Raw genomic sequence first — 22,651 nt, 5'->3', positions numbered from 1 at the left:
CACATGGCAAGCCCTCCGGTCCGGCAGCGGACGGAGGGCTTGCATGCCGGCGATAGTCCGGAGTCCTACGGTATTTCTGCTTCCTTGGTCGTGGTCAATGCCGGCTGACCTTCCTCAGGCCCGTTTTGGCGGCTTCGCGCTGTACTCGCCAAGGTAACGGTATTTGCCGAAGTAGTAATGCGCCCGGTACCAGCGCCCCTCGATACGCAGCCCGTTGAGCAGCACACCCTTGACGTCCGCCCCGCTCTGCTTGAGGGCCCGATAGGATGCCTGCAGTTCGTTCACGGTGGTTTTCTCGGCGAGCGCCACCAGGAAGACCGCCGCGGCCTTGGCCGCCAGGATGCCGGCGTCGGTGGCGGCCAGGATGGGCGGGGTGTCGATCAGGACCAGGTCGTAGCGCTTGGTGAGCGTGTCGAGCAAGGTCTCCATGGCGGGACTGAGCAGGACATCCGCCGCATGCGGCGGCTCGCTCCCCGTCGAAATGAAGTCCAGGCCAGGCGCGACCTCTCTCTGCACGACCTGTTCGAACGGCGCGCCCAGCAGCAGTTCGGTGAGCCCGGGCGTGCGCTGGGCGCCGAAGCGGCGTTGCAGCGATCCGCGCCGCAGGTCGGCGTCAATCAGCAGCACGCGCCGGCCGCTGGCGGCGATCACCGAGAAGTTCGCGCAGATAAAGGACTTGCCGACGCCGGGCGCCGGACCCGTGATGACCACGGTCCGGTTCTTGTTGCCGGCCAGCGCGAACTGCAGGGCGGTGCGGAAACTGCGCAGCGTCTCCACGGCGGGATCGTCTGGCTGCTCGCGTACCAGCAAGCCGCCCCCGCTTGCGGCGTCCTGCGTCTGCGCCTCCTGCGGGGCGAAGGGGATCGTGGTGTAGACCACCAGGCCCGTCCTGCGCTCGATCTCGTCCGCGTCCGCAACGCCGCCGTTGAAGGCATGGCGCAGCACCACCGCCGCCAGGCCGGCGATGAGGCCGAGCACGACCGCCAGCGTGGCAATCACCTCGCGGTTCGGGCGGATCGGGCCGATCGGCACTTCCGCCGCGTCGACCAGGCGCGAGTTGCCCACCTTGCTGGCCTTCATCAGCCTGAGCTGCTGCACGTCGTTCAGCAGGGACTGCAGCATTTCGGTGCTGACCTTCACGTCGCGCATCAGGCGCAGCACGTTCTGCTCGACGTCAGGCAGCTTCTGGATGCGGCCCGACAGGCCATTGATCTGGGCGTTTACGCTGGCGATCTGGCTGTCGATCAGGGCAATGACAGGATGGTTGGGCATGAAGCGTGAGTCCAGCTCCTGCCGCTTCTGCCGAAGCTCTTGCAGCTTGGTCTGGAGCTGGACCGACTGGTTCAGCATCAGCCTGGATTCCTCGGTCAGGTCAACCGTGCCGCGCTGGTTGCGCATGGCGTTGTAGCGGTTCTCGGAGATCTCGACCTGCTGCTTGAGCTGAGGCATCTGCTGTTCCAGGAAGGCCAGCGACTTCTCCGCTTCGGCAGCCTTGCGCAGCACGTTCTGCTCGACATAGGCGTTGCCGATCTCGTTGAGCGTGGCCGCCACCATCGCAGGGTTGTCGCCTTCCAGCGAGATGCCGATCACGCCGCTTTGCCTGCCGCGCTCGGTGATCACGAGCCTGCCCTGCAAGCGTGCGATGGCGGTGCTGCGTGGCAGCCGGCGCAGCTCGAACCTGGCGCCGGGGCGTGCGTCGAGCTCGCCGACCAGCAGGCGGACGGCGCCGGCCGGCGTGGCGATCGACAGGGGCGCGCCGACCTTGCCGCTGGCCCTGGCCTCACCGCCATTGAACGACACCGAGTAGCCACCGTTGCCAGTTGCGGTCAGGTCGATCCTGCGGTCTTCCATCGACGCCGGCACGTCCAGCTCCTTGACGGCGATCGATTCGCTTCCCCAGACGTAGCCACCCCAGCCGAACAGGCCCGGGTTGGACAGTTCCCGCTTGAAGTGCGCGACGGTCCCCCCGATCAACGGAAAGTAGCGCGGCTGCGCCTCAACATCGAGATGCAGGGATGCCACGGCCTTGCCCACCACCATGCGCGAACGCAGCAGCTCCATTTCCGCCGTAGGCGCCGGCTTGATGTCCAGCGCCGGCGATGTCGACGTGGACAGCTTGCTTGCACTGCCGCCAGCCGGACCATTGCTCTCCTCCACCTGGACCACGATGTCGGTGCGGTAGACCGGCGAGGCGACCATGGCGTAGAGCAGACCCAGCGCGACGACGAAGATGGCGGTGCCGAGGAACGTCCAGCGGTAGCGGACCAGAATGTCGAGGTAGGCGGTCATGTCGACAGACTTGTCCGGGTCTGCCGCTCCCTCGATCGCGTCATCTTGTTTGGTTATCGTTCTCATGTCGCCTCCCTCTGGCTGTCAATCGACGCAATGGCGTGCTCCTGTTCCAGTTGCGACGACCAGGACAAGATTCCCTGCTTGATCATCTCCAGGACAATGCTGAACATCTGCTGCGAACTGCCGTACGGGTCGGGCACGTCGAGATCCATGCCTTCGCAAAGCCTGAACGTCTTGCCGCGTGACTGCGGAAAGCGCTGTTCGAGCGCTTCCCGCTGGAGGCTTTCCATGACCAGTACCAGGTCGGCGGATTCCACCAGGACACTATCGACGGCGCGCGCCCGGTGGCCGGCGAGGTCGCAGCCCTCGTGGGCCAGCAAGCGCACGGCGCGCGGATCGGCCGCGGCGCCGACAGGCGGCGCGAGTCCGGCCGAAGTCACTTTGAAACCGGGCAGGGCGCGGTTGAGCAGCACTGCCGCCATCGGGCTGCGGCAGATATTGCCGAGGCAGACGACGAGGATGGATCTGGGCATGCCGGTTTCACTCACTTGATCCCTGCTGCAGTGCCGAGCAGCGACGTGGACGGCAGCACCAGGTTCATCACGCGGCTCCAGCGAACCAGGTCGCGGGCGTCAACATAGACCACGTCTTTCGGCTCCAGCTCAAAGCCTTCGGCAATGGCCAGCGCCGCCGGGGAGGTGCCGTCCAGGTGGAACACCGCGGGTTCGCCGTTCGACGCCTTGCGGATGACGAAGATCTGCTCCGCGTTGGCCGTGCCCGGGTTCACGCCGCCTGCGTCACCCAGTGCCTCGTTCAGCGTCATGCGGCCATTGCGCATCAGCAGCGATGTCGGTCTCGCCACTTCGCCGGTCACGAAGATCTTGTTGTCCTCGCGCTGCTCCACGCGCACGATGTCACCGGAGCGCAGCATGATGCGGGCCGGATCGACGCCCCTGGCCAGCAGGGCCGGGATATTGACGTACCAGCTGCGCTCGCCGCGCGTCACGCGTATGCGGCTGTTGTCGCCGGTCAGGTTCAGCACGCCGCCGGCACGGTTGAGCGCTTCGACCAGCGTCATCGGCGCATCGTCGATGGCGAGCATGCCGGGCGTGCGCACTTCGCCGTCGACATAGACGCGCTGGCTGCGGAAGCCCAGCACACGCACGGTCATCTGTGGATTGCGCACCACGCGGGAGAGGATGCGGGCGGTTTCGTCGCGCACCTGGTTGGCGGTCTTGCCAGCGACCTTGAGCGCGCCGGCATAGGGAAACTGGATGTCTCCCTGTGCGCTCACCACGTAGCCGGGCAGGTTGGAGCCACCGGTCGACGCGGGAATTTCGTAGCTCGCGCCGGGGCTGTAGGTCTGGGTCGGGAAGACCAGCTCCGGGTGGTCCCAGACCACCACTGAAATGATGTCGCCCGGGCCGATCCGGTAAGGCTGCGCCGGGGCGTACAGCTGTTCGACGCGCTCGTTCGCGGGCTTGACCTTGTGGCGCAGTTCGCGCACGAGGTCAAGCGTGATCGGCGTCACGGTGGGCGTTGCGTCGGGTCCGACCGCCTTGACCGGTGCCTTGCTGTCGAAAACCATGCCAGGCGAGGCGGCGCATGCCGTCAGCAGCGCGCTGGCCAGGAGGGGCAGCAGGGACGCCGCGCCGCGGCGCGGCGGCTGGTTGGGGCGCTGGATGTCACAGTTGTAGATTGATCTCACGGCGATCTCCTCGCGAAGCGGGCAGGCAACCAGGCCGGTACTTCACCCACGATGCACTGATCGTAGGAATGCCGGCTGAAAGTCTCGGTGCGCTGACACACATTGCTTTCAAGCGAGAGCCCCGACCACGGCAGGACCGAAAACAACAGGGCACGGATGGCGGTTCCCCTCCTCCATCGGGATGAGACGGCCATCTGGACGATGGTGCCACCCCGGCCAGGCTGTAGTCTGCGGGAACACACGGCCGGCACGGCCGCATGTCTGGTCAGCGAATCGAGCATAGGCGATGGCCGTGGGGGCAGCCCCGACGGGGCGCCCCGCAGTGTGCGGGGGGCAACAGTGAGCGCAGTTGCTGGGGGGCAGAATATTTAGAATCGGTGCAAGCGCCCGGCCAACCGGGTGGCAGCGCCAGGCGCAGCCGCGGCAACTGAGGTTCAGTGCCGGGATGCGTCATCAGAACGAAGCGAATGCGGTCCTGGCAAGGCGCGCGGCCCCGGACAGCAACGGTTGTACGGCAGGACCGCGCGACGACGCCAGCGTGTTTTTTGATAGGGGTTCCAACGAAGACCGGCAAGACTGGCAGGTGCGCGCGGCACATCCGGCGGCCCTGCCGGCAACGACTTTTCCGATCTTCTTTCCGGAGAGACCTGGCATGCAAATGCAGATCGCCCGCAATGTATTCTGGCTGGTCTTCGAGCGTGGCCTGCAGGTGGTGTTCGGCATCGTGAGCGTGGCCATGATCGCACGCGCGGTCGGCCCCGAAGGCTTTGCCGAGTTCCAGTATGCTCAGTCGCTGGTGCTGATTGCATCAGCGGTCGCCCTGATCTGTGGCAATGAAGTGGTCATCCCGCGCCTGGTTGCGGACCAGGCACCGGCCGCGCAACACCGGCTGCTGGCCCATGTATTCGGGCTGCGCGAGATTGCCGCCGTGGTGGGCTACCTGCTGCTGGTGGTGGTCGTGGCAATGACGGAAGACGACGAGATCATTGTCGTGATCGTCTTCATCTCTGGCATCCCCATGCTGTTCCGCGAACCCTTCGGCGCGGTCCGGACATGGCTGCAGGCGCGTACCGACAGCCGCCCGGCCGTGATTTTCAGCATGGTCGGCCTCGCCTTCCGGATGATTGCGGTCTCTGCGCTCTACCTGGCAGGCACGGACTCCGCGCCGGCCTTTGCCTGGGTGATTGCCGTGGAAGCCCTCTTGGCTGCCGTGCTGCACGCCCGCTACTACCGCAAGCGCAGCCCCCGTGTGGCGGTCGAACTTGACTGGTCGCTTGCCAGGACGCTGTTGCGCGACGGCACGGTGTTCTGGGCGGGCTTGATCCTGATGCTTAGCGCAAAGCGCATCGATCAGCTCCTGCTCAAGCCGCACATTTCGCTGTTCGAGCTTGGCAGCTATGCGGCCTCCATGCAGGTTCTGGACAACTTCATGATGCTCAGCGCGATCATCGCCAGCTCGGTGGCGCCGTTGATGATCTACGCGCAGCCGACCACGGCGCTGGTACGGCGCAATGTGCTGTACGTCGTCGCCGGCATGGTCGCCATGGGGGTGGCGGGAGGCGCGGTGCTCGCCTACTGCGCGCCCTGGATCATCGCCCTGATCTATGGCAACCACTACGAGGCGGCGGCGGACCTGTTGCGGTGGTCGGCGATGGCCTCCGGGCTCGTGTTCGCCGATGCCGGGTTGTCGCTTCTTGTGCTTTACCTGCGCAAGCCGGCCTGGCTTCTTGAGAAATGGCTGCTGGTACTTGGCACCATGGTTATGGTCGATCTCATCGCCATTCCGTCGTACGGTGCCTACGGCGCCGTGCTCGGTTATTTCGCGGGCAATATCGTGGCCGTGGGCGCCGGCATCGGCTTTTTCCTGCGAACCCGCGAGCCTTCGGCAATGGAGCAGGCAGCATGACTTCTCGTCCAACAGTCTGCTTTCTGGTCGGCACACTGGACCTGCTCGCGGGCGCAGAACGAGTCACCACGGTCGTCGCCAACGGGCTGGCGCGGCGAGGCTGGCAAGTACGGATCCTCAGCCTCTGCAGTCAGGCCAGCCAGTTCGCACTCCACGAGGCCATCCAGATCGATGCGCTCTACACCACGCGGCCGTCATTCAAGTCGAAATACGCCGCGACGGTACTGGCAATCAGGCGCTACGTGGCTGACCATGGCATTGACGTCCTGATCAGCGTGGACACCATGTTGGCATTGTTCTCGCTGCCTGCCTGCCTCGGCTTGCCGGTACGGCAGATCGCATGGGAACACTGCCATTTCGACCAGGACCTGGGCCGACGCAGCCGTCGGCTGGCGCGGGGACTGGCGGCGCGATACTTCGAGCGGGTGGTGGTACTGACCGAGCGCGACCGGGCCCGTTGGCATGTCGGCACCAAGCCCGCACGCCCGGTCGAAGCCATTCCGAATCCTCTGCCCTTTGATCTGTCTGAGCCCGACTGCCTGCCCCGCCCGAAAACCGTCCTCGCGGTTGGCCGCCTGACCGAGGCAAAAGGCTTCGACATCCTGCTTCGCGCCTGGAAGCAAGTGGTGGCGGCAGCGCCGGGATGGAAGCTGAGGATCGTGGGCGAAGGGGAATGCCGAGCCGAACTGGAGCATCTTGGCGCCCAACTGGGACTGCACGATTCGGTCAGCCTGCCCGGGGCAACCTGCCAGATTGCGGCGCAATACCGCGACGCAGGAATCTTCTGCCTGAGTTCGCGCTATGAAGGCTTCGGCATGGTGCTGATCGAAGCCATGGCCTTTGGCTTGCCGGTGGTGTCGACGGACTGTGAAACGGGGCCTCGCGAGATCTTGCGCGATGGCTTCAATGCGCTGCTGGTACCCGTAGACGATAGCAACGCGTTGGCGGATCGGATGCTGCGCCTGATCTCGGACGACAGTATGCAAAAGCGCCTGGCGCAGGGCGGGGTGGTGACGGCACAAGGCTACGCGGGCCACTCGATTCTGGCACGCTGGGAAGACTTGCTGCTTGCTGTCCATTCGACCCGTGCCGAGGTCGTCGAGATCATGAGTTGAAGCAGCGCCCTGGATCAGTTGCGTTCTACTGAGAGTATTTCGATCATGGTCTTTGCAACTTCGGCATGGCATGTGATAAGTGCGTCTATCGTGCTTTTGGTTGGCATGGTCATCGCCCTGGCAGCAGGGCGAAAGTTCGGTATGACGACACCAGGAAGAGTTCTGTTCCTATATGTCTGGCACAGCGTATTCTGCGTGCTCTACGCGAATGTTGTGCTGGAGAGTGGTGGGGACGCGCTGGATTACTACCAGCTCTCGCTGGATCCGAATCCCGAGTTTTCGGTTGGCACCGAGAGTGTGAGCTACTTCGCTCATTTGTTTTCCTCTATGCTCGGCTTCTCGTTCCTGGGCGTCTCCTTTGTATTCAATATTTTTGGCGCTTTAGGACTACTGGCCTTTGACTCCGCGCTACGTTCTGTAGTCGATGGGAACGGCGTGAGAGTCCGGTGGTTGAGTACGCTGATCGTCCTGCTGCCTTCAGTCAGCTTCTGGAGTGCGGCAATCGGCAAGGATTCCATCGCCTTCATGGCTGCAGGCCTGGCACTATGGGCAAGCCTGTCCATGCCGCGCCGATTCGGCGTGATGGTGCTTGCGGCGACATCGATGTTTGTCGTGAGGCCGCATATGGCGGGGCTGCTGATCGTAGCGATAGCGGCGTCACAGATCATCTCCTCACGGATATCTCTGGCATGGCGCCTGGGGCTTGCAGCCGTTGCCTTGGGCTCCGCGGCCATCGTCGTGCCGTTTGCCTTGGACTATGCCGGCCTCGGCGACGCGGGCACGGCATCGGATATCGGGCAATACATCGAAAGCCGTCAGAGTTATAACCGGGAAGGCGGTGGCGGCATCAATATCGCGGAGCTGTCATTGCCAATGCAATTGTTTGCCTTCCTGTTTCGTCCCTTGCCGTTCGAGGCAGTCAACGGATTCGCCCTGGCCGCTTCGGTTGAAAATGCGATTCTGCTGGCGCTCTTCGCAGCCGGAGCCTGGGGCATGCTGAGAAAGGGCGGCGGACATGCTTTGCCAAACCGGGCATTCCTGTGGATATATTGCTGCAGCGCATGGCTGCTGTTGGCAATGGTGACGGCAAATCTGGGTATCTCGCTGCGCCAGAAGTGGATGTTCCTGCCGATGCTGCTGTGTATCCTGATCTGCTATGTCGGCAAGGCGCGCAGCAGGTAATAAGAGATAACAAGCCCGTGAGCGTTCCGCTGTTTGCATCCTGGTTGGGGCACGTGGCAGAGCCCCCGGTCCGGTTCTGGTCCCGCTATGTGGCTTCGCGTACAGATGGAACTGGCGGGAGCGGATGAGACTTCCCTGGTCAGGCATTTCAGTCACAGGGGGCGGCAGATGAGGGCTATCCAACGACTTGGGGCGAGCGCTGCCGCAGCGCTGCTGGTGGTGGCCGCTATGGCTGCTGTGCCTGTGACAGCGTGGGCATCAGGTTCACGCGCTGCGGCCGCGGCGCCCTCAGCAGGCGGCGATTGCCCACTGCTGGCACTCGAGCAGCAGCGATATCCCAAGGCCACGGTCAAATCCGCTCTTGCGTATGGTCTTAAAGGCGACGGTGCGACGGACGAATACAACGCCTTGCAGAAGATAGCGGCTGATATCTCGAATAAGAAATTCGCTCAACGCATGATCGTCTATTTTCCTCCCGGAACCTATCATATCAACCGTTTCGTCAAGGAATCCGGCGAGGGCGCGAACAAAAATAAACACATCAAATATGCCAATGCCAGCAACTTCAGTCTGATTGGCTGTACCGGCGCCATTATTTCCGTCAAAGGCGACTTCCGCATGGCCAATGACACGACTCGGGGGAGCCGATGGTGGTACAGCCATACCCAGCAGTTGAATCCTTTCAGTCTGGAGGGGGCCGAAAATTTCAGGGTCTCTGGATTTGAGATAAACGGAAATCTCGACAAGATGACGCGCCAGGTCCCTGCGGACGGCAAGGGCCTTGCAGAATCCGATTCCTATGGGATGCTGACTTCCGCAGCCAGGAACTACGAGATCAGCCATATGAAGATCCATCACTTCGCCTCCGACGGGATCCTGGTGGGGGCGAGCCACACTGCCGATGATGGCGGCGTCTACGACAACATCGAGGTGTACAACAATGCGCGTCAGGGCGTGAGTGTCATCCAGGCTGTCAATCTGAAGTTCACCAACTCCACCTTCCGGGACACCGGCTTTACCGATGGTGCTTATCCCCATCACGCCCCGTCAGCGGGAGTGGATATCGAGCCCAACTGGACGCCGGCCAATGGTGCTTCGGCAAAGACCGGGAACATCGTTTTCGAGAACTGCCGCTTCAGGAACAACCGCGGCTCTCAGTTCGTGACCGGGGGTAACGGGCAGACCGTCGAAAATGTTCGCATCAGCAACTCCGAGATCATTGGCCGGGTTGGTGGATTCCCATTCGTGGTGATCATGTCCGTTCCCGGTGGAGTCATTGAAAACAACCATATCGATACCGCCACCGGAGGAATCTACCCATTCTTTGAAGACGAAGTCGGTTCCATCCAAAGGGTGAATACCATCGTTCGGGGAAACACTATCGCCAGCTCCGGTGTCGGCCTTATCGCCGCGGACATGGATGCGAAAGTGGTGGTGGAAAACAATACCTTTATCAGCAATCACGATCCTGGTTTCGATAACTACTTCCCTCACATCACGCGAGGAGTCGTGCGCTTTGCTGGCAACAAGATCAACTTCAACACCAAGAATTTCGGCAAGAGATTCGTGATCTCGCTGATCCGGGTTCCGGATTTCAGGAACAATACGTTCACCACCAACCGCACCGACGGAAACTACTTCATTGGCGTGGGCCCGGGAGCCCATCGCGCGGACAACATAGTTTCTGATCATATTCAGATCGGTCAATAGACCCACCACCCTGAGCTGCTGCCGTTAAGCGCGGTTGTGGTGAGCATCATCGAATGGCCTGCGGGGGACGCCGACCCATTGAAGTACTTCCTGCCAGCTCCTCTTTATGGCATGAAGCGCAGCGCGTCCGCTACGCGCATTCAGTCTTTCGTACGCCAAGCCACGAAGCCTCGCGCACAGCGCGCCGCCTGCCCCCGATAATTCTTCAAATAAGTCCACTATCCCGTGCCGCCGCTTTCGGGCGCACGCACCCAGGAGATCATGGCCATGGACCTCAGTCACGCACAAGTCGCCATCATCGGCCTGGGTTACGTCGGCTTGCCTCTTGCGGTGGAGTTTGGCAAGCATCGGCCCGTCGTCGGCTTCGATATCAATGCCGTGCGCATCGACGAGCTGCGCGGCGGACGGGATGCCACACTGGAGGCCAGCCCGGATGACCTGCGCAGCGCACACCACCTGCGTTACAGCAGCGACCCCGTGGACCTAAGGAACTGCCAGGTCTTTATCATTACCGTACCCACGCCGGTGGACAAGGCCAAGCGCCCGGACCTGACACCGCTGATCCTGGCGAGCGAGACAGTGGGCCGCGCCATGACGCCAGGCGCCGTAGTGATCTACGAATCGACCGTCTACCCCGGCGCCACCGAGGAAATCTGCGTGCCGGTGCTGGAACGGCACAGCGGCCTGAAATTCAACGCGGACTTCTTCTGCGGATACAGCCCGGAACGCATCAACCCGGGCGACAAGGAACACCGGCTGCCGGATATCCGCAAGGTTACCAGCGGTAGCACGCCCGAGGCCAGCGAGGCCATCGACGAGCTCTACCGGAAGATCATTGTGGCCGGCACGCACCGGGCGAGCAGCATTCGCGTGGCTGAGGCCGCAAAGGTCATCGAGAACACCCAGCGGGACGTGAACATTGCGCTGATGAACGAACTCAGCCTGCTCTTCCATAAATTGGGAATCGACACGCTCGAAGTGCTCAGGGCTGCGGGCACGAAGTGGAACTTCCTGCCATTCCGCCCGGGCCTGGTTGGCGGGCACTGCATCGGCGTCGATCCCTACTATCTCACGCATAAGGCGCAGGAGGTCGGCTATCACCCGCAGGTGATCCTGGCCGGAAGGCGCATCAACGACAAGATGGCCTTCCACGTTGCCGACGAGGTGGTGAAGCTCATGTTGCGTCGGGGTATTCCCGTGCTCGGCAGCCGCATCCTCGTGCTTGGCCTGACCTTCAAGGAGAACTGTCCGGACGTGCGCAACACCAAGGCCGTGGACATCGTGACGACGCTGCGAGGCTACAACGCCGAGATCGACGTCTATGACCCCTGGATCAACGTCGAGGAGGCCGAGGAGGAATATGGCCTGGCGTGCCTGCGCGAGCCCCCGCGGTACGATCAGTACGACGCGATCGTGCTGGCCGTGCCACATCACCAGTTCGTCACCATGGGCGTGAGAGCAATCAAGGCCTTCGGCAAGCCCCATGCGGTGCTGTTCGACGTGAAAGGGATCTTGCCGAGGAGTGAAGTTGACGCACGCCTGTAGGAATGCCCGGAAAGCAGCCGGAACCGGCACGGCACAAGAACAACCTATGGAAGCCAACAGCTACGCGCCTCTCAAGGTCCGCCTGGCCGCTACGCCATGCACGTGGCTTGTCACCGGCGTCGCCGGATTCATAGGCAGCAATCTGCTGGAAACATTGTTGCGGCTAGACCAGCGCGTTATAGGCCTGGACAACTTCTCCACTGGCCATCGCCGCAATCTCTGCGAGGTCGAGGCGCTGGTGTCGCCCAGGCAGTGGGCCAATTTCCAGTTCATTGAAGGCGATATCCGCAACTTCGAGCACTGCCGCAGCGCCATGCTATTTCGCGGGCCTCAGTCCAAGGGAGCAGCCGCCGACTTGTATCCGGTGGATTTCGTGCTGCATCAGGCGGCTCTCGGCTCCGTGCCCCGCAGCCTGGAAGACCCCATCTCGACTCACAGCGTCAACATCAGCGGCTTCCTGAACATGCTGGTCGCCGCCCGCGATGGCCAGGTCAAAACCTTCGTCTATGCGGCAAGCAGCAGCACCTACGGCGACCACCCAGGCCTGCCGAAGGTGGAGGACAGCATTGGCAAGCCCTTGAGCCCCTATGCGGTCACCAAGTACACGAACGAGCTGTACGCCGACGTCTTCGCCCGCTGCTACGGCGTGCGTGCCGTCGGACTGCGCTATTTCAATGTGTTCGGGCCGCGCCAGGATCCCAACGGCGCCTATGCGGCCGTGATCCCGCGATGGATCGCGGCCCTGCTGCGGCGTGAAACTGTCTACATCAATGGCGACGGGGAAACGAGTCGCGATTTCTGCTACGTCGCGAACGCCGTGCAGGCCAACCTGCTGGCTGCCGCCGGCGAAAGCGGGGAGGGCGGCAGCCAGGTCTACAACATCGCCGTCGGCGACCGCACCACCCTGCGCACGCTGTTCCAGCTTCTTCGCGATGGGCTCGGCCCCTACGGCATCGCTGCCGAAACCGAACCGGTCTATCGCGCCTTCCGGGAGGGCGACGTGCGCCACAGCCAGGCGGACATCGGCAAGGCGCGACGGCTGCTGGGATACCGGCCCACCCACCGCATCCGCGATGGCTTGGCCGAGGCGATGCACTGGTATGTGCAGATGCATCAGGCACTGGACCTCTGAGCGTAACAGGAAGAGAACGATGTGCGGATTCGCAGGATTTCTCGGCGGCTTGCCTGCCGCTCTGGCCGACCGAGCGGCCATGCTGTCGGGCATGGCACACCGGATCCGCCACCGTGGGCCGGACCACGGCGAGGTCTGGTGCGATCCGAACGCACCGTTCGGCTTCGCACACCGGCGCCTGGCGATTGTTGACCTCTCTCCCGCTGGCCAGCAGCCGATGAGGGCGGCCAGTGGCCGCTATGTCATCGTCTTCAACGGTGAGATCTACAACCATCTTGAAATCCGCGCCGAGCTGGAAGGCGTCGGCGCCGCGCCTCAGTGGCGAGGGCATTCGGACACGGAGACACTGCTCGCAGGTATCGATGCCTGGGGCGCTGATGCCACCGTCCGGCGCGCCGTAGGGATGTTCGCCTTTGCGTTGTGGGACCAGCAGACGCGCACGCTTACGCTGGCGCGTGACCGGCTAGGCGAGAAGCCGCTCTACTACGGCTGGCAGGGGACAGGCAGGGCCCGTACGTTTCTGTTCGGGTCGGAACTCAAGGCATTGCGCCCGCACCCGGCATTCGAGGGCCGCATCGACCGCGACGCACTGAGCCTGTACGTGCGCTACAACAACGTGAGCGGCGCCCATTCTGTCTACCACGGCATCGCCAAGCTGCCGCCGGCGCATCTGTTGACCGTCTCCATGCACGCGCCCGAGCCTGTGCTGCACACTTACTGGTCTGGCGCGGCGGCGGCGCTGCGAGGCCACCAAGACCCCTTCTCAGGTGAACCCGAAGAAGCGGTGGACAGGCTGGAGGCGCTGTTGCGCGACGCGGTGCGCCGCCAGATGATGTCGGACGTGCCCCTGGGCGCCTTTCTCTCCGGTGGAGTCGACTCCTCGACCGTGGTGGCGCTGATGCAGTCGCAGTCGTCGCAGGCGATCCGCACATTCTCCATCGGCTTCCATGACGCGGACTACAACGAAGCTGCGCACGCGAAGGCCGTCGCCCGGCATCTGGGCACGAGCCATACCGAGCTGTACGTCACGCCGGAAGATGCAATGGCGCTCATCCCGGACCTGCCGGAAATCTACGACGAGCCGTTCGCCGACTCCTCGCAGATCCCGACGCTGCTTGTCAGCGAGCTGGCCAGGCAGCACGTTACAGTGTCGCTCTCGGGAGACGCGGGCGATGAGTTGTTCGGCGGGTATAACCGCTACCAGCTCACGGCCGAACTGTGGCATCGTCTTGCGCGCATTCCTCGCCCGATGCGTGCCGCGGGGGCATGGGGGCTGACCCGCCTCTCGCCGCACCGGATCAACCAGATTGCAGCATCGTTTCCCATGGCTTCGCGCTGGGCCAACGTCGGCGAAAAGGTCCACAAAGGTGCCGGCGTCATGGCCGCGCGCTCTGCAACCGAGCTCTACCGTGGCCTGGTCTCCCAGTGGCCATTCCCGAAGGAAATTGTCCTGGGGGGGACGGAGCCGGCCAGTGTGCTGGACGGCGCCAGGGGTTCGCTCGAGAGACTGAGCGACGTAGAGCGCATGATGGCGTCCGACATGCTGACCTATCTGCCCGACGACATCCTTACCAAGGTCGACCGCGCGGCGATGGCGCGAAGCCTCGAGACGCGCGTGCCGTTCCTCGATCACCACGTAGTTGAGTTTGCATGGCGCCTGCCCCTGGCTTACAAGATCCGTCGTGAAGGCGCCGGCTACACGACCAAGTGGGTACTGAGGCGCGTCCTTGACCGTTACGTGCCCCGCGCACTGATCGAGCGGCCGAAGATGGGCTTTGGCGTCCCGATCGACGCCTGGCTGCGTGGACCGCTGCGTGGCTGGGCCGAGGATCTCCTTGACGAGCAGCGCCTGCAGCGGGAGGGTTACCTGAATCCGGAGCCGGTTCGCAGGCGCTGGGCCGAGCATCTTTCCGGGCGGCGCAACTGGCAGCATCCGCTGTGGTGCGTGCTTATGTTTCAGGCGTGGTTGGCTCACGAGACCGGACAGCCTCCCACGCAGCAGGTCTCGGAGATTGTGTCCAACCGGAGGCCGGCATGCGCTTTCTGATGATCGCGGGTTTTGCAGAGTCGCTGATCGCGTTTCGCGGCCCACTCATGGCGGCATTGCAGGAAAAGGGCCTTGAAATGCATGTCGCCGCGCCGGAACTGCTAGCGGGACACCCCATCCGCGCCGAGCTGGAGTCCCGCGGTGTGATCGTGCATCACTTCCCTCTCGAACGTACAGGCAAGAATCCGCTGGCCGACGCGCGCACGCTTTTCGCCCTGCATCGACTGATGCGGCGAATCAGGCCTGACTGCGCGATGAGCTACACGATCAAGCCGGTGATCTACGGCATGCTGGCGGCATGGCTGGCCCGCGTGCCTCGCCGTTTCGCGCTGATCACCGGCCTGGGCTACGCCTTCCGCGAAAACAAGGGCAGGAACGGTCTGCGTAACGTGGCCCAGCAGTTGTACGCGCTGGCGCTCAGCCGGGCGCATACGACCTTCTTCCAGAATCCCGACGACGAGGCGCTGTTCCGCCGGTCCGAGATCCTGCCGCCCGACAGGCGCTCGTGCATCGTCAATGGCTCCGGCGTCGACGTCGCCAGCTTCCGGGTCGCACCCCTGCCCGACGACGGCCCGCGCTTTCTGCTGATCGCCCGTCTGCTGGGCGACAAGGGCGTGCGCGAGTATGCCGAGGCGGCGCGGCGGGTCCGGGCCCGTAGCGCCGGCGCGCGTTTTTGCCTGGTTGGCTGGATCGATAACAGCCCCGATGCCATCACGCAGCAGGAACTGGACGCATGGGTAGCCGACGGGACTGTCGACTTCCTCGGGCGACTGTCGGACGTACGTCCGGCCATCGCCGGCTGCAACGTCTTCGTGCTGCCCTCCTACGGAGAAGGCACACCGCATTCCGTGCTTGAAGCCATGGCGATGGGCCGCCCCATCATCACCACCGATGCTCCGGGCTGCCGCGAGACGGTGGTCGATGGCGACAACGGCCGGCTGGTGCCGGTCAAATCCGTCGACGCACTGGAGCAGGCCATGATGCAGCTGATAGGCGACTGGGAACAGGTTGTGCGCATGGGCCGGCGCTCGCGCCAGATCGCCGAGAGCAAGTACGACGTGCGCAAGATCAACGCCGCGATGCTGCGCGAGATGGGGCTCGGGTAGACGCCGCGGCGACAGGCGACACGATCACAAATTGCGCGTTCCGGAAGGGGTATTCCGAAATCTCCGGCCAAGCTATTCGTACCTGGCAGGCTGATCGGTATCCAATCTCCCTCAATGCCTTGTCACATCCGCCTTGGAGGGTTGTTCACGGCCAACTTCTCGGAAGGTGACGTTTTCAGGGATTTAGCGCCATGTCTGCGCACCCCAAAGCGGTCATTGATGAACGAGCGCATCGGATTCTCGACCAGGTAGTGAAGCAGGACAGCAAACGCCAGGGTAAGGACAAGCAACAGCAAAGCTTGTACTGGCGCAGGCACTGCCGCAAGCTCGGGCAGCCTGCTTCTGGCGAACGAAAACAGGTATTGCGGTATGCGCTGGACCAGGTAGATGCAGTAGGAGATCTCCCCAAGAAATGCCAGCGGTGCCCAGGACAGAGGACGGGTCAGCACGTCCCTCTTGTACGAGAGAAAGAAGATCAGGCATACCGCACCGGCCACGAACAGGCTGTCCGCGCCAACCTTGATGGCGAAGCCGCAGATCAGCAGCGAAACGAGCGAGCCGCCAGCCCAACCCTCAAACTGCGGCAGCGTTTCGCGCCAGCGAAAGAGCAGAACCCCGAGCAGGAACTCCGGAATGAGACGCGCAACGCCGCCGGCCAGCGACAGGTGCTCTGCCGAGGTGAGTTCGACCGCCACGAGCGCGGCCAGGGCCAGGCCGGCGACCGCGAAGATGCGGACCTGCTTGTGTCTGGGAGCCACCAGCAGGAACACCGGGAACCAGACGTAAGCAAACCATTCCGCACTGACAGACCAGGCCACATCATTCCATCCGGTCGGACCGGCATAGTGCCACGCGTTGAGCAGCAGGGCAGTCAGGATGAAACCGGAAGCCGTGTAGTCCTGCGTTCCCAGCGCGTGGGTGTGCAAGGCAAAGTCGCGGGCGATAGCGAATGCCGCGAACAGCAGCAGACATGCGATATGTACCGGATAGATGCGCGCGATGCGCGCGACAATGAACTTCCTCTTGTCGAGCGGGTGGCGATTCGAGGCACCATAGTTGTAAGTGAGGATGAATCCGCTCAGGATGAAGAAACCGTCGACGCCGAGATAGCCATGGTCGAAGAAGGTGTTGGCGCTGCCGATATCGATAAACATCGGATCTGAGCCATAGACATGAAACCAATGCCTGCACAAGACCCACAGGGCGAGAAATGCCCGCAGGCTCGTAAGGGGTTTGAACTGACCCATTCGGTGCTCCATATGGCACGAATATATATACCCGTTTTCCATCATGGTAGTGCCGTGACGGGGCTGCCGCGTATCGGCCTCTAAGTCTAGAGATTATGGTTCCCTTCCATCAAAGGGATGATCGAGGCGTAGGCCTTCAGTCTACTGGGCGATGGCTGCGATCTGGCGCTCAATACAGGAGAGGCCTTTCCAGGCCAAGCTTCATTGGGGGGCTGCCACGGCCTTCAAGGCCGCTCGCCGGAGCTAAACCCAGGAGCTCGGCCTGGAGCGGAGCGAAGAACTGAATCTTCGGTTCGGATCCTTGCGCGAGGGCACGGTGTCGCGTTGCAGCGTCAGGCGTGTGCGATCGCTCTCGTTCACCGTACTGCGATTCTCAATCTAGTTCGCGAGGCAATGATGAAAAATGCCATGGGCGAGTACATGCCGCCAGCCAGTGCGCCAGTCCCGATCCTTGTAGTCGTGCCTGACTCGCGGAACCCGGCATCCTGGCAGCGGCAATTGGTGGATCGCCTTTGCGCCTGCAGCCTCTGTGAAACCTTTGTCTCGGATGTCGGGATGTCCGATGTGAGGCGCGCAGGGCCGGCGCGATCCGGCGGTTCGGCCGAGCCCCCAGGGGCGTGCCAGTTCAAAGCAATCATCGACCTCACTGGCCGCCTCAACGCCGGGCGGCATGGCCAGGCCGCCGAGGGAATATGGAGGCTTTGTGACGGGCACGGCGTCGTGCTTGGCGACCATCGTCATGGACTCGAGACGATCGCGGCAGGCGTGGGAATCCAGTTGCACCTGGTTGCCAGCACCGACGAGGTAACCACCCTGATCGACAGCGCCGCGGCATATGCCGAGCCCGGCGAGCATATTCCGCTGGAACGATTGTGCGTTTTTGCGCAGACACTGTTGCTGTCAGCGGTACGCGAGATTTCCGTGCTTGGGGCGCTGGAGCCGCGCCGCGCATGGGAGCCGGACGGCGTGCATCCGACGTCTGCATCGCAGTTGGTGTGGAAGGCGCGAGGCGTGGGCAATCGGATCCGGAAGTTGCTAAAAGGCTTCATGGTGATCGACGAATGGATGGTAGGCGTTGTCGACATGCGGCTAAGCGAGGCGCTGCGTGCGCGGGAGCTCCCGGTACGCTGGATCGGCAATGGTGGGCCAAGCCGCTACTGGGCCGACCCGTTTGGCGTGCCTGGCTGTCAGGATGAGATTTATTGCGAGGAGTTCGATCTCAGGCAGAACATCGGCCGCATTGTCAAACTGAAGCTTGATGGATACGTCGTGCCTGAGCGGCCACAGGAGGTCGATCTCGGGCTTCCGGGGCATTTGTCATTTCCTTACCTGTTTCGTCATGACGGTGCTTTGTATTGCGTCGCCGAGTCGGGACAGAGCCGCCGTTGCGTGTTGAATCGCCTGGACGAAAGCGGGCGCTGGCAACAGGTCGTGGAGCTCCTGAACAATGTCGAAATCGCCGACCCGACGATCTTCCGGCACGGAGACTACTTCTGGCTGGCGTACACCGACGTAGCCATGGGTGCTTTCGATAATCTTTGCCTTTGCTATGCATCGGACCTGCTGGGTCCCTGGCATGCGCATCCGCAGAATCCGGTGAAGTTCGATCACTGTTCATCTCGCTCAGCAGGCTCGGTGACCAGGGATGGCGATCAGCTGCTGCGCGTGGCGCAGGTTTGCAGGAGCGGATATGGACAGGCCGTTGCCGTCAATCGCATCCTTCATTGCACGCCGGAGTTCTATCGTGAAGAGGTGATTCATGTCGTCGGTCCGGGCAACGATCGGATGAATCCGAACGGACTCCACACGATCTCCGAATGGGGCGATCGCATCCTGGTGGATGGCAAGCGATACGTGGTCAACCACTGGGTGCTGAGGCGCAGGATCGCCTCGCGCATTGATCGCGCCTACCGCGCATTCGCGCTGTCCCGGGCCAGGGCGCAGGGGTAGGGCGGGCGCCGGAAGGCCGGCTGCGACTCACGGCCGTATGCGCTGCAAACGTTCGCCACGGCGCTGCCGTTGCGGCGCCGCTCGCGTGGCCCGTGACAGGAGATCTCCCTGATGCAGGGGCGCGCCCCTGCGGCCCTCAAGCCGCGCAACGTACCCGTTTCTGCGTAGCCGCTGTATCGCTGGCCTCGCGCCTTCCTTGCGTGGGCGGAACGGTGTTGGCAGTCTTCATCCTTGCTCAACCCGTGCGCCCACGCTGGCCAGGTAGTCGCACTTGGCCAGTTCGATTCCGGCCTGATAGTGGACTTCCTGCCCTTGCTGTCCGCCACGCAAGCAATTCAGCAGCACCCGTACCAGGTTGGCTCCCGCCAGATGGGTAAAGGGATAGCCGCCTCCGAACCTTGGATTCATCTCCAGGAGGTACTGGCGCCCGTCACGCACGATCACATCGCAGTCAACGTTGCCGATATGCCCCAATTCGCGGCTGATGCGCGAAGCCAGGTCGCTGAAAGGCTTGCTTTCGACAGTGATTGCCCGATCCGTCTCCCCCGCCCGCATCGACAGCTTCTTGCGCACCGCAAGCCCGACCGGCTTTGCCTCGAGATCGTTGAAGATGTCGAGCCCGTACTCCTGGCCCGAGATCGCCTCCTGGACCAGCACCGGTGATTCTGGCTGCCCCATTCTTGCCAGGTTCGATTGCCGCCAGATTCGCTGGCAATAGGCATGGGCGAAACAAAGCTCCTCCAGGTTCTCGACGAAGAAGATGCCAAAACTCGCGCTGCCCCAGCGGGGCTTGACCACCAGAGGGAAGGACACCGCACCCGACGCAATGGCATGCTCGGCGCTTTCGAGGGTCGCATAGCTGCGCGGCGTGGAAACCCCGATTGACTCGGCGAACTGCGCGGTCAGGAACTTGTCCGCGCAAAGGTGAATGACCTCCTCCGACGAGATCACCGGTGTCGTGCCGACCTCGCGAAACCGGTGTGCGTGCGCGGCAAGGAGCGGAAGCTCCAGGTCATTCAGCGACAGGATCGCCGAGACCTGATGCGTCCTGCATACATCAACCAGGAAGTCGATGTAGTCATCCGCATAGAGTGCAGGCGCTACCAGGAACCTGTCGCACGCACTCGCCGCGGGCGCACCGGCATGCATGTCCACCCCAAGCACCAGGCCAGACCCGTCCAACTCCGACTTGAAATACTCCACCAGATAGCGCCTTCTACCAACGCACGTCAGCAGGACGTTCATGTTCACTCCACGTTCAAGAGAGAAGCCTGGCCATGGGAAGAGCGGAAATCGGCATAGGAACTCGTCGTCATGCCGCTTGAATCGGATTGTCCCCTCTCGGCGCGGGCGCGGGCGCGGACTCGTTGACCGCTTGTACGCCTGGACTGCCTGTGAAAGACGGCACTTCCACGTCTCCCGCCGCGTTGATGCCCTGACGGCGCATAACGGTCCCCACCGTTAGCCAGAGGATTTTCAGATCCAGCCGGAAAGAGAGGTGGTCGACGTACCAGGTGTCGAAGCGAAACTTGTCTTCCCAGCTCAGGGAGTTCCGCCCATTCACCTGTGCCCAGCCGGAGATGCCGGGACGCACCAGATGACGACGTGCCTGGTGCGGTGAGTAAAGCGGCAGGTACTTCAATGGCAAGGGGCGTGGACCAATGACACTCATGTCTCCCACCAGAACGCACCAGAACTGGGGCAGCTCATCGAGACTGGCGCGCCGCAGGAACCTGCCGAACGGCGTGAGCCTGTCATTATCCGGCAAGAGCTCGCCATCGGGGCCTCGCTCATTCGTCATGGTTCGGAACTTCAGAAACTCGAATGGCTTGCCGTCGAGGCCTGCGCGCGGTGTACGAAACAGCACCGGGCTGCCCAGATTCCAGCGCACTGCGCTTGCCAGGATCAACAACGGGATTGCCAATACAAGCAATGCCATGGTGGCGAAAACGATGTCGAACAAGCGCTTCATGTTAGATCCGTCCAGTTCGTCGCGCAGCGGAATTCATGGCCGTGCCGCGACAGGCAATGGACTTCCGCACTGGAGTCAATCTAACCAGAGCCGCGACGCTGCGTGAAGCATCAAATGTGTTCGAGGCCACGTTTCGCCGCGCCGCCGGTGATGCAAAAAGCCGCGGCCCTGCTGCGCTCGAAAACTCGCATAGTCGTCTTGCATGAGTGCACAAGCCGCCTGTGGACACCGAAAGGAATCATAAATTGAGTGTGTGCGCGCCCGTACGGACGACACGGCTAGCCGGCTCTTAGATTGACGCATCTGGCTGGGCCGCGCGACAGGAGCAACCGCTGTGCCGCACGGCGCGGCTCCGCAAGCGCCCGGCAAATTTAATGGGAAGAGCAATAATGATCTCCTCGACGGATACGGTTATTATCGGCGCTGGCCCCTATGGCCTATCGGCTTCGGCTTACCTGACCAAGGCCGGCGTGCCCCATCAGATTCTTGGGCAACCCATGCATGCCTGGCAAAATTTCATGCCCCCCGGGATGCTGTTACGCTCGGAGCCATTTGCCTCGAACCTCTATTCGCCGTGTGGCGGCTACACGATGGAAGAGTACTGCCGCCGCAATCGTCTCGAATATCAGCCTGTTGGTATCCGCGTGCCGGTGGAACACTTCGTGGACTACGGGCTTTGGTTTCAGTCGCAGCTGGTCAGTCATCTCCGTCCGGTGGAAGTTGTCGATATGCGCCGCAAGGATGGATTCTTCCGGCTGGCTTTGGGCGACAACAGCACCCTGGTGGCGCGGCGCGTGGTATTGGCATTGGGCCTGAAGGGATTTGCGCAAACGCCTCCAGCACTACAGGGCTTGCCGAGGCCTTATGTGGTTCACTCCGGCGAGTTCGGGAGCCTGGCTTGGGCGAAGAACAAGAATGTCGTGATTGTCGGCGGGGGGCAATCGGCAATCGGGCTTGCTGCACTGATGCGCGAGATCGGCGCGCGGGTTCGCCTGCTCGTGCGCGGAGCGGATGTGAATTGGAGTGGTGAACCGCGTACCTCCCGCGGGATCATCTCAAGGCTACTCAGAGCGCGCGTCGGCCTGGGGCGCGGTTGGGACTCAAATAGCCCCAGTTCTCTGCTGACTTCCTTCCTGCTGTCCGAATACCCTGTTGTCTTCCACATGATGGATCTTCAACGTCGCAAGAGAATTCTGGAGACCGGGTGGGCACCGTCGGGTGCTTGGTGGCTGCGCAATCGTGTGGAGGGCAAGATTGATATCCTGGCTCAGACTGAGATCAGGCATGCTGAACTCAAGAATGGTCAGATGGTTCTGCAGATCGCGTCCGGGAACGAAATATCCTGCATTAGCGCCGACCATGTCGTTCTCGCTACAGGATTCAAGGTTGATTTGGCCAGACATTGCTTTATTTCCCAGGAGATCCGGAATTCGCTCTCACTCGTTAGTGGCTCGCCAAGCCTGACGGGCAACTTCGAAACCAATGTACGCGGCCTGTACGTGATCGGGCCAGCTGCCGCGTTGAGCTTCGGTCCTGCGCTGCGTTTCGTCTACGGCGCAAAATATGCGGCGCCACACTTGGCACGACACATCAGTAGATGCTTCCAAGAGGAGGCCGGGAATCGTGTCGTCCCATCACAGGCCATCCCGTCAGAACCGGTTGAGGAACATGGTGGGAGCGGCTTGCGCGGACAAAGCATTTTCCCAGCTCCCGGGAGTAATGCGGAATAGTGTCAGAAT

The 22,651-nt window shown here is 62.5% G+C and carries 16 protein-coding genes; 10 read left to right on the top strand and 6 right to left on the bottom strand.

Going from position 1 to position 22,651, the window contains the following annotated elements; all coding sequences use genetic code 11:
• Positions 1 to 114: 114 nt before the first annotated feature.
• The 3 genes from RS901_RS21435 to RS901_RS21425 are packed head-to-tail and all read right to left on the bottom strand — an operon-like array spanning position 115 to position 4,000.
• The gene (locus tag RS901_RS21435; RefSeq protein WP_316155556.1) at positions 115 to 2,355 is read right to left on the bottom strand and encodes a polysaccharide biosynthesis tyrosine autokinase; all 2,241 of its coding nucleotides are present in this window, start codon (positions 2,353 to 2,355) and stop codon (positions 115 to 117) included.
• Positions 2,352 to 2,825 carry a low molecular weight protein-tyrosine-phosphatase gene (locus tag RS901_RS21430; RefSeq protein WP_316157266.1) on the bottom strand — a complete coding sequence of 158 codons (474 nt, stop codon included), beginning with the start codon at positions 2,823 to 2,825 and terminating at the stop codon, positions 2,352 to 2,354. Before RS901_RS21430 ends, RS901_RS21435 begins: the two co-directional genes overlap by 4 nt.
• An 11-nt stretch (positions 2,826 to 2,836) precedes the next feature.
• Positions 2,837 to 4,000: a polysaccharide biosynthesis/export family protein gene (locus RS901_RS21425; protein WP_316155554.1), complete on the bottom strand. Its 1,164-nt coding sequence runs from the start codon at positions 3,998 to 4,000 to the stop codon at positions 2,837 to 2,839.
• 652 nt (positions 4,001 to 4,652) lie between these two features.
• On the opposite strand from RS901_RS21425, the gene RS901_RS21420 reads away from it, so the two are divergent.
• The 8 genes from RS901_RS21420 to RS901_RS21385 all read left to right on the top strand — a co-directional run bounded on the left by RS901_RS21420 (position 4,653) and on the right by RS901_RS21385 (position 15,743).
• Entirely contained in the window at positions 4,653 to 5,906 is a 1,254-nt protein-coding gene (locus tag RS901_RS21420; RefSeq protein WP_316155552.1) for an oligosaccharide flippase family protein, read from the top strand.
• Entirely contained in the window at positions 5,903 to 7,021 is a 1,119-nt protein-coding gene (locus tag RS901_RS21415) for a glycosyltransferase family 4 protein (RefSeq protein WP_316155550.1), read from the top strand. The genes RS901_RS21420 and RS901_RS21415 overlap by 4 nt, the downstream gene beginning before the upstream one ends.
• 105 nt (positions 7,022 to 7,126) lie before the next feature.
• Positions 7,127 to 8,203, top strand: a complete 1,077-nt coding sequence (locus RS901_RS21410; protein ID WP_316155548.1) for a hypothetical protein — start codon at positions 7,127 to 7,129, stop codon at positions 8,201 to 8,203.
• A gap of 168 nt (positions 8,204 to 8,371) precedes the next feature.
• A complete protein-coding gene (locus tag RS901_RS21405; RefSeq protein WP_316155546.1) occupies positions 8,372 to 9,913 on the top strand; it encodes a right-handed parallel beta-helix repeat-containing protein in 1,542 nt (513 codons plus the stop codon).
• 267 nt (positions 9,914 to 10,180) lie between these two features.
• The gene (tviB, locus tag RS901_RS21400; protein WP_316157265.1) at positions 10,181 to 11,458 is read left to right on the top strand and encodes a Vi polysaccharide biosynthesis UDP-N-acetylglucosamine C-6 dehydrogenase TviB; all 1,278 of its coding nucleotides are present in this window, start codon (positions 10,181 to 10,183) and stop codon (positions 11,456 to 11,458) included.
• A gap of 46 nt (positions 11,459 to 11,504) precedes the next feature.
• On the top strand, positions 11,505 to 12,590 hold the full coding sequence (locus tag RS901_RS21395) for an SDR family oxidoreductase (protein WP_316155544.1): 1,086 nt from the start codon (positions 11,505 to 11,507) through the stop codon (positions 12,588 to 12,590).
• A gap of 19 nt (positions 12,591 to 12,609) precedes the next feature.
• Positions 12,610 to 14,637 carry an asparagine synthase (glutamine-hydrolyzing) gene (gene asnB / locus RS901_RS21390; RefSeq protein ID WP_316155542.1) on the top strand — a complete coding sequence of 676 codons (2,028 nt, stop codon included), beginning with the start codon at positions 12,610 to 12,612 and terminating at the stop codon, positions 14,635 to 14,637.
• Positions 14,625 to 15,743, top strand: a complete 1,119-nt coding sequence (locus RS901_RS21385; protein ID WP_316155540.1) for a glycosyltransferase family 4 protein — start codon at positions 14,625 to 14,627, stop codon at positions 15,741 to 15,743. The genes asnB and RS901_RS21385 overlap by 13 nt, the downstream gene beginning before the upstream one ends.
• A 122-nt stretch (positions 15,744 to 15,865) precedes the next feature.
• Here the strand turns inward: RS901_RS21385 and RS901_RS21380 are convergent, their stop codons facing one another.
• Positions 15,866 to 16,990: an acyltransferase gene (locus tag RS901_RS21380; protein WP_316155539.1), complete on the bottom strand. Its 1,125-nt coding sequence runs from the start codon at positions 16,988 to 16,990 to the stop codon at positions 15,866 to 15,868.
• 393 nt (positions 16,991 to 17,383) lie between these two features.
• Here RS901_RS21380 and RS901_RS21375 point away from each other — a divergent pair, with 393 nt between their 5' ends.
• Positions 17,384 to 18,940 (top strand): glucosamine inositolphosphorylceramide transferase family protein, encoded by a 1,557-nt coding sequence (locus RS901_RS21375; RefSeq protein ID WP_316155538.1) that lies wholly within the window; start codon positions 17,384 to 17,386, stop codon positions 18,938 to 18,940.
• 225 nt (positions 18,941 to 19,165) lie between these two features.
• Here RS901_RS21375 and RS901_RS21370 read toward each other — a convergent pair whose 3' ends face one another.
• A complete protein-coding gene (locus tag RS901_RS21370) occupies positions 19,166 to 20,185 on the bottom strand; it encodes an ATP-grasp domain-containing protein (protein ID WP_316155537.1) in 1,020 nt (339 codons plus the stop codon).
• Between the two features lie 67 nt (positions 20,186 to 20,252).
• The gene (locus RS901_RS21365; RefSeq protein WP_316155536.1) at positions 20,253 to 20,912 is read right to left on the bottom strand and encodes a sugar transferase; all 660 of its coding nucleotides are present in this window, start codon (positions 20,910 to 20,912) and stop codon (positions 20,253 to 20,255) included.
• A gap of 389 nt (positions 20,913 to 21,301) precedes the next feature.
• Between RS901_RS21365 and RS901_RS21360 the strand changes: the two genes are divergently transcribed.
• On the top strand, positions 21,302 to 22,642 hold the full coding sequence (locus RS901_RS21360; RefSeq protein WP_316155535.1) for an NAD(P)-binding domain-containing protein: 1,341 nt from the start codon (positions 21,302 to 21,304) through the stop codon (positions 22,640 to 22,642).
• Positions 22,643 to 22,651: the final 9 nt, after the last annotated feature.

The sequence above is a fragment of the Cupriavidus sp. BIC8F genome (assembly GCF_032465815.1).
Taxonomy (GTDB): Bacteria; Pseudomonadota; Gammaproteobacteria; order Burkholderiales; family Burkholderiaceae; genus Cupriavidus; species Cupriavidus necator.
This window is presented reverse-complemented; position numbering and strand designations above follow the sequence as displayed.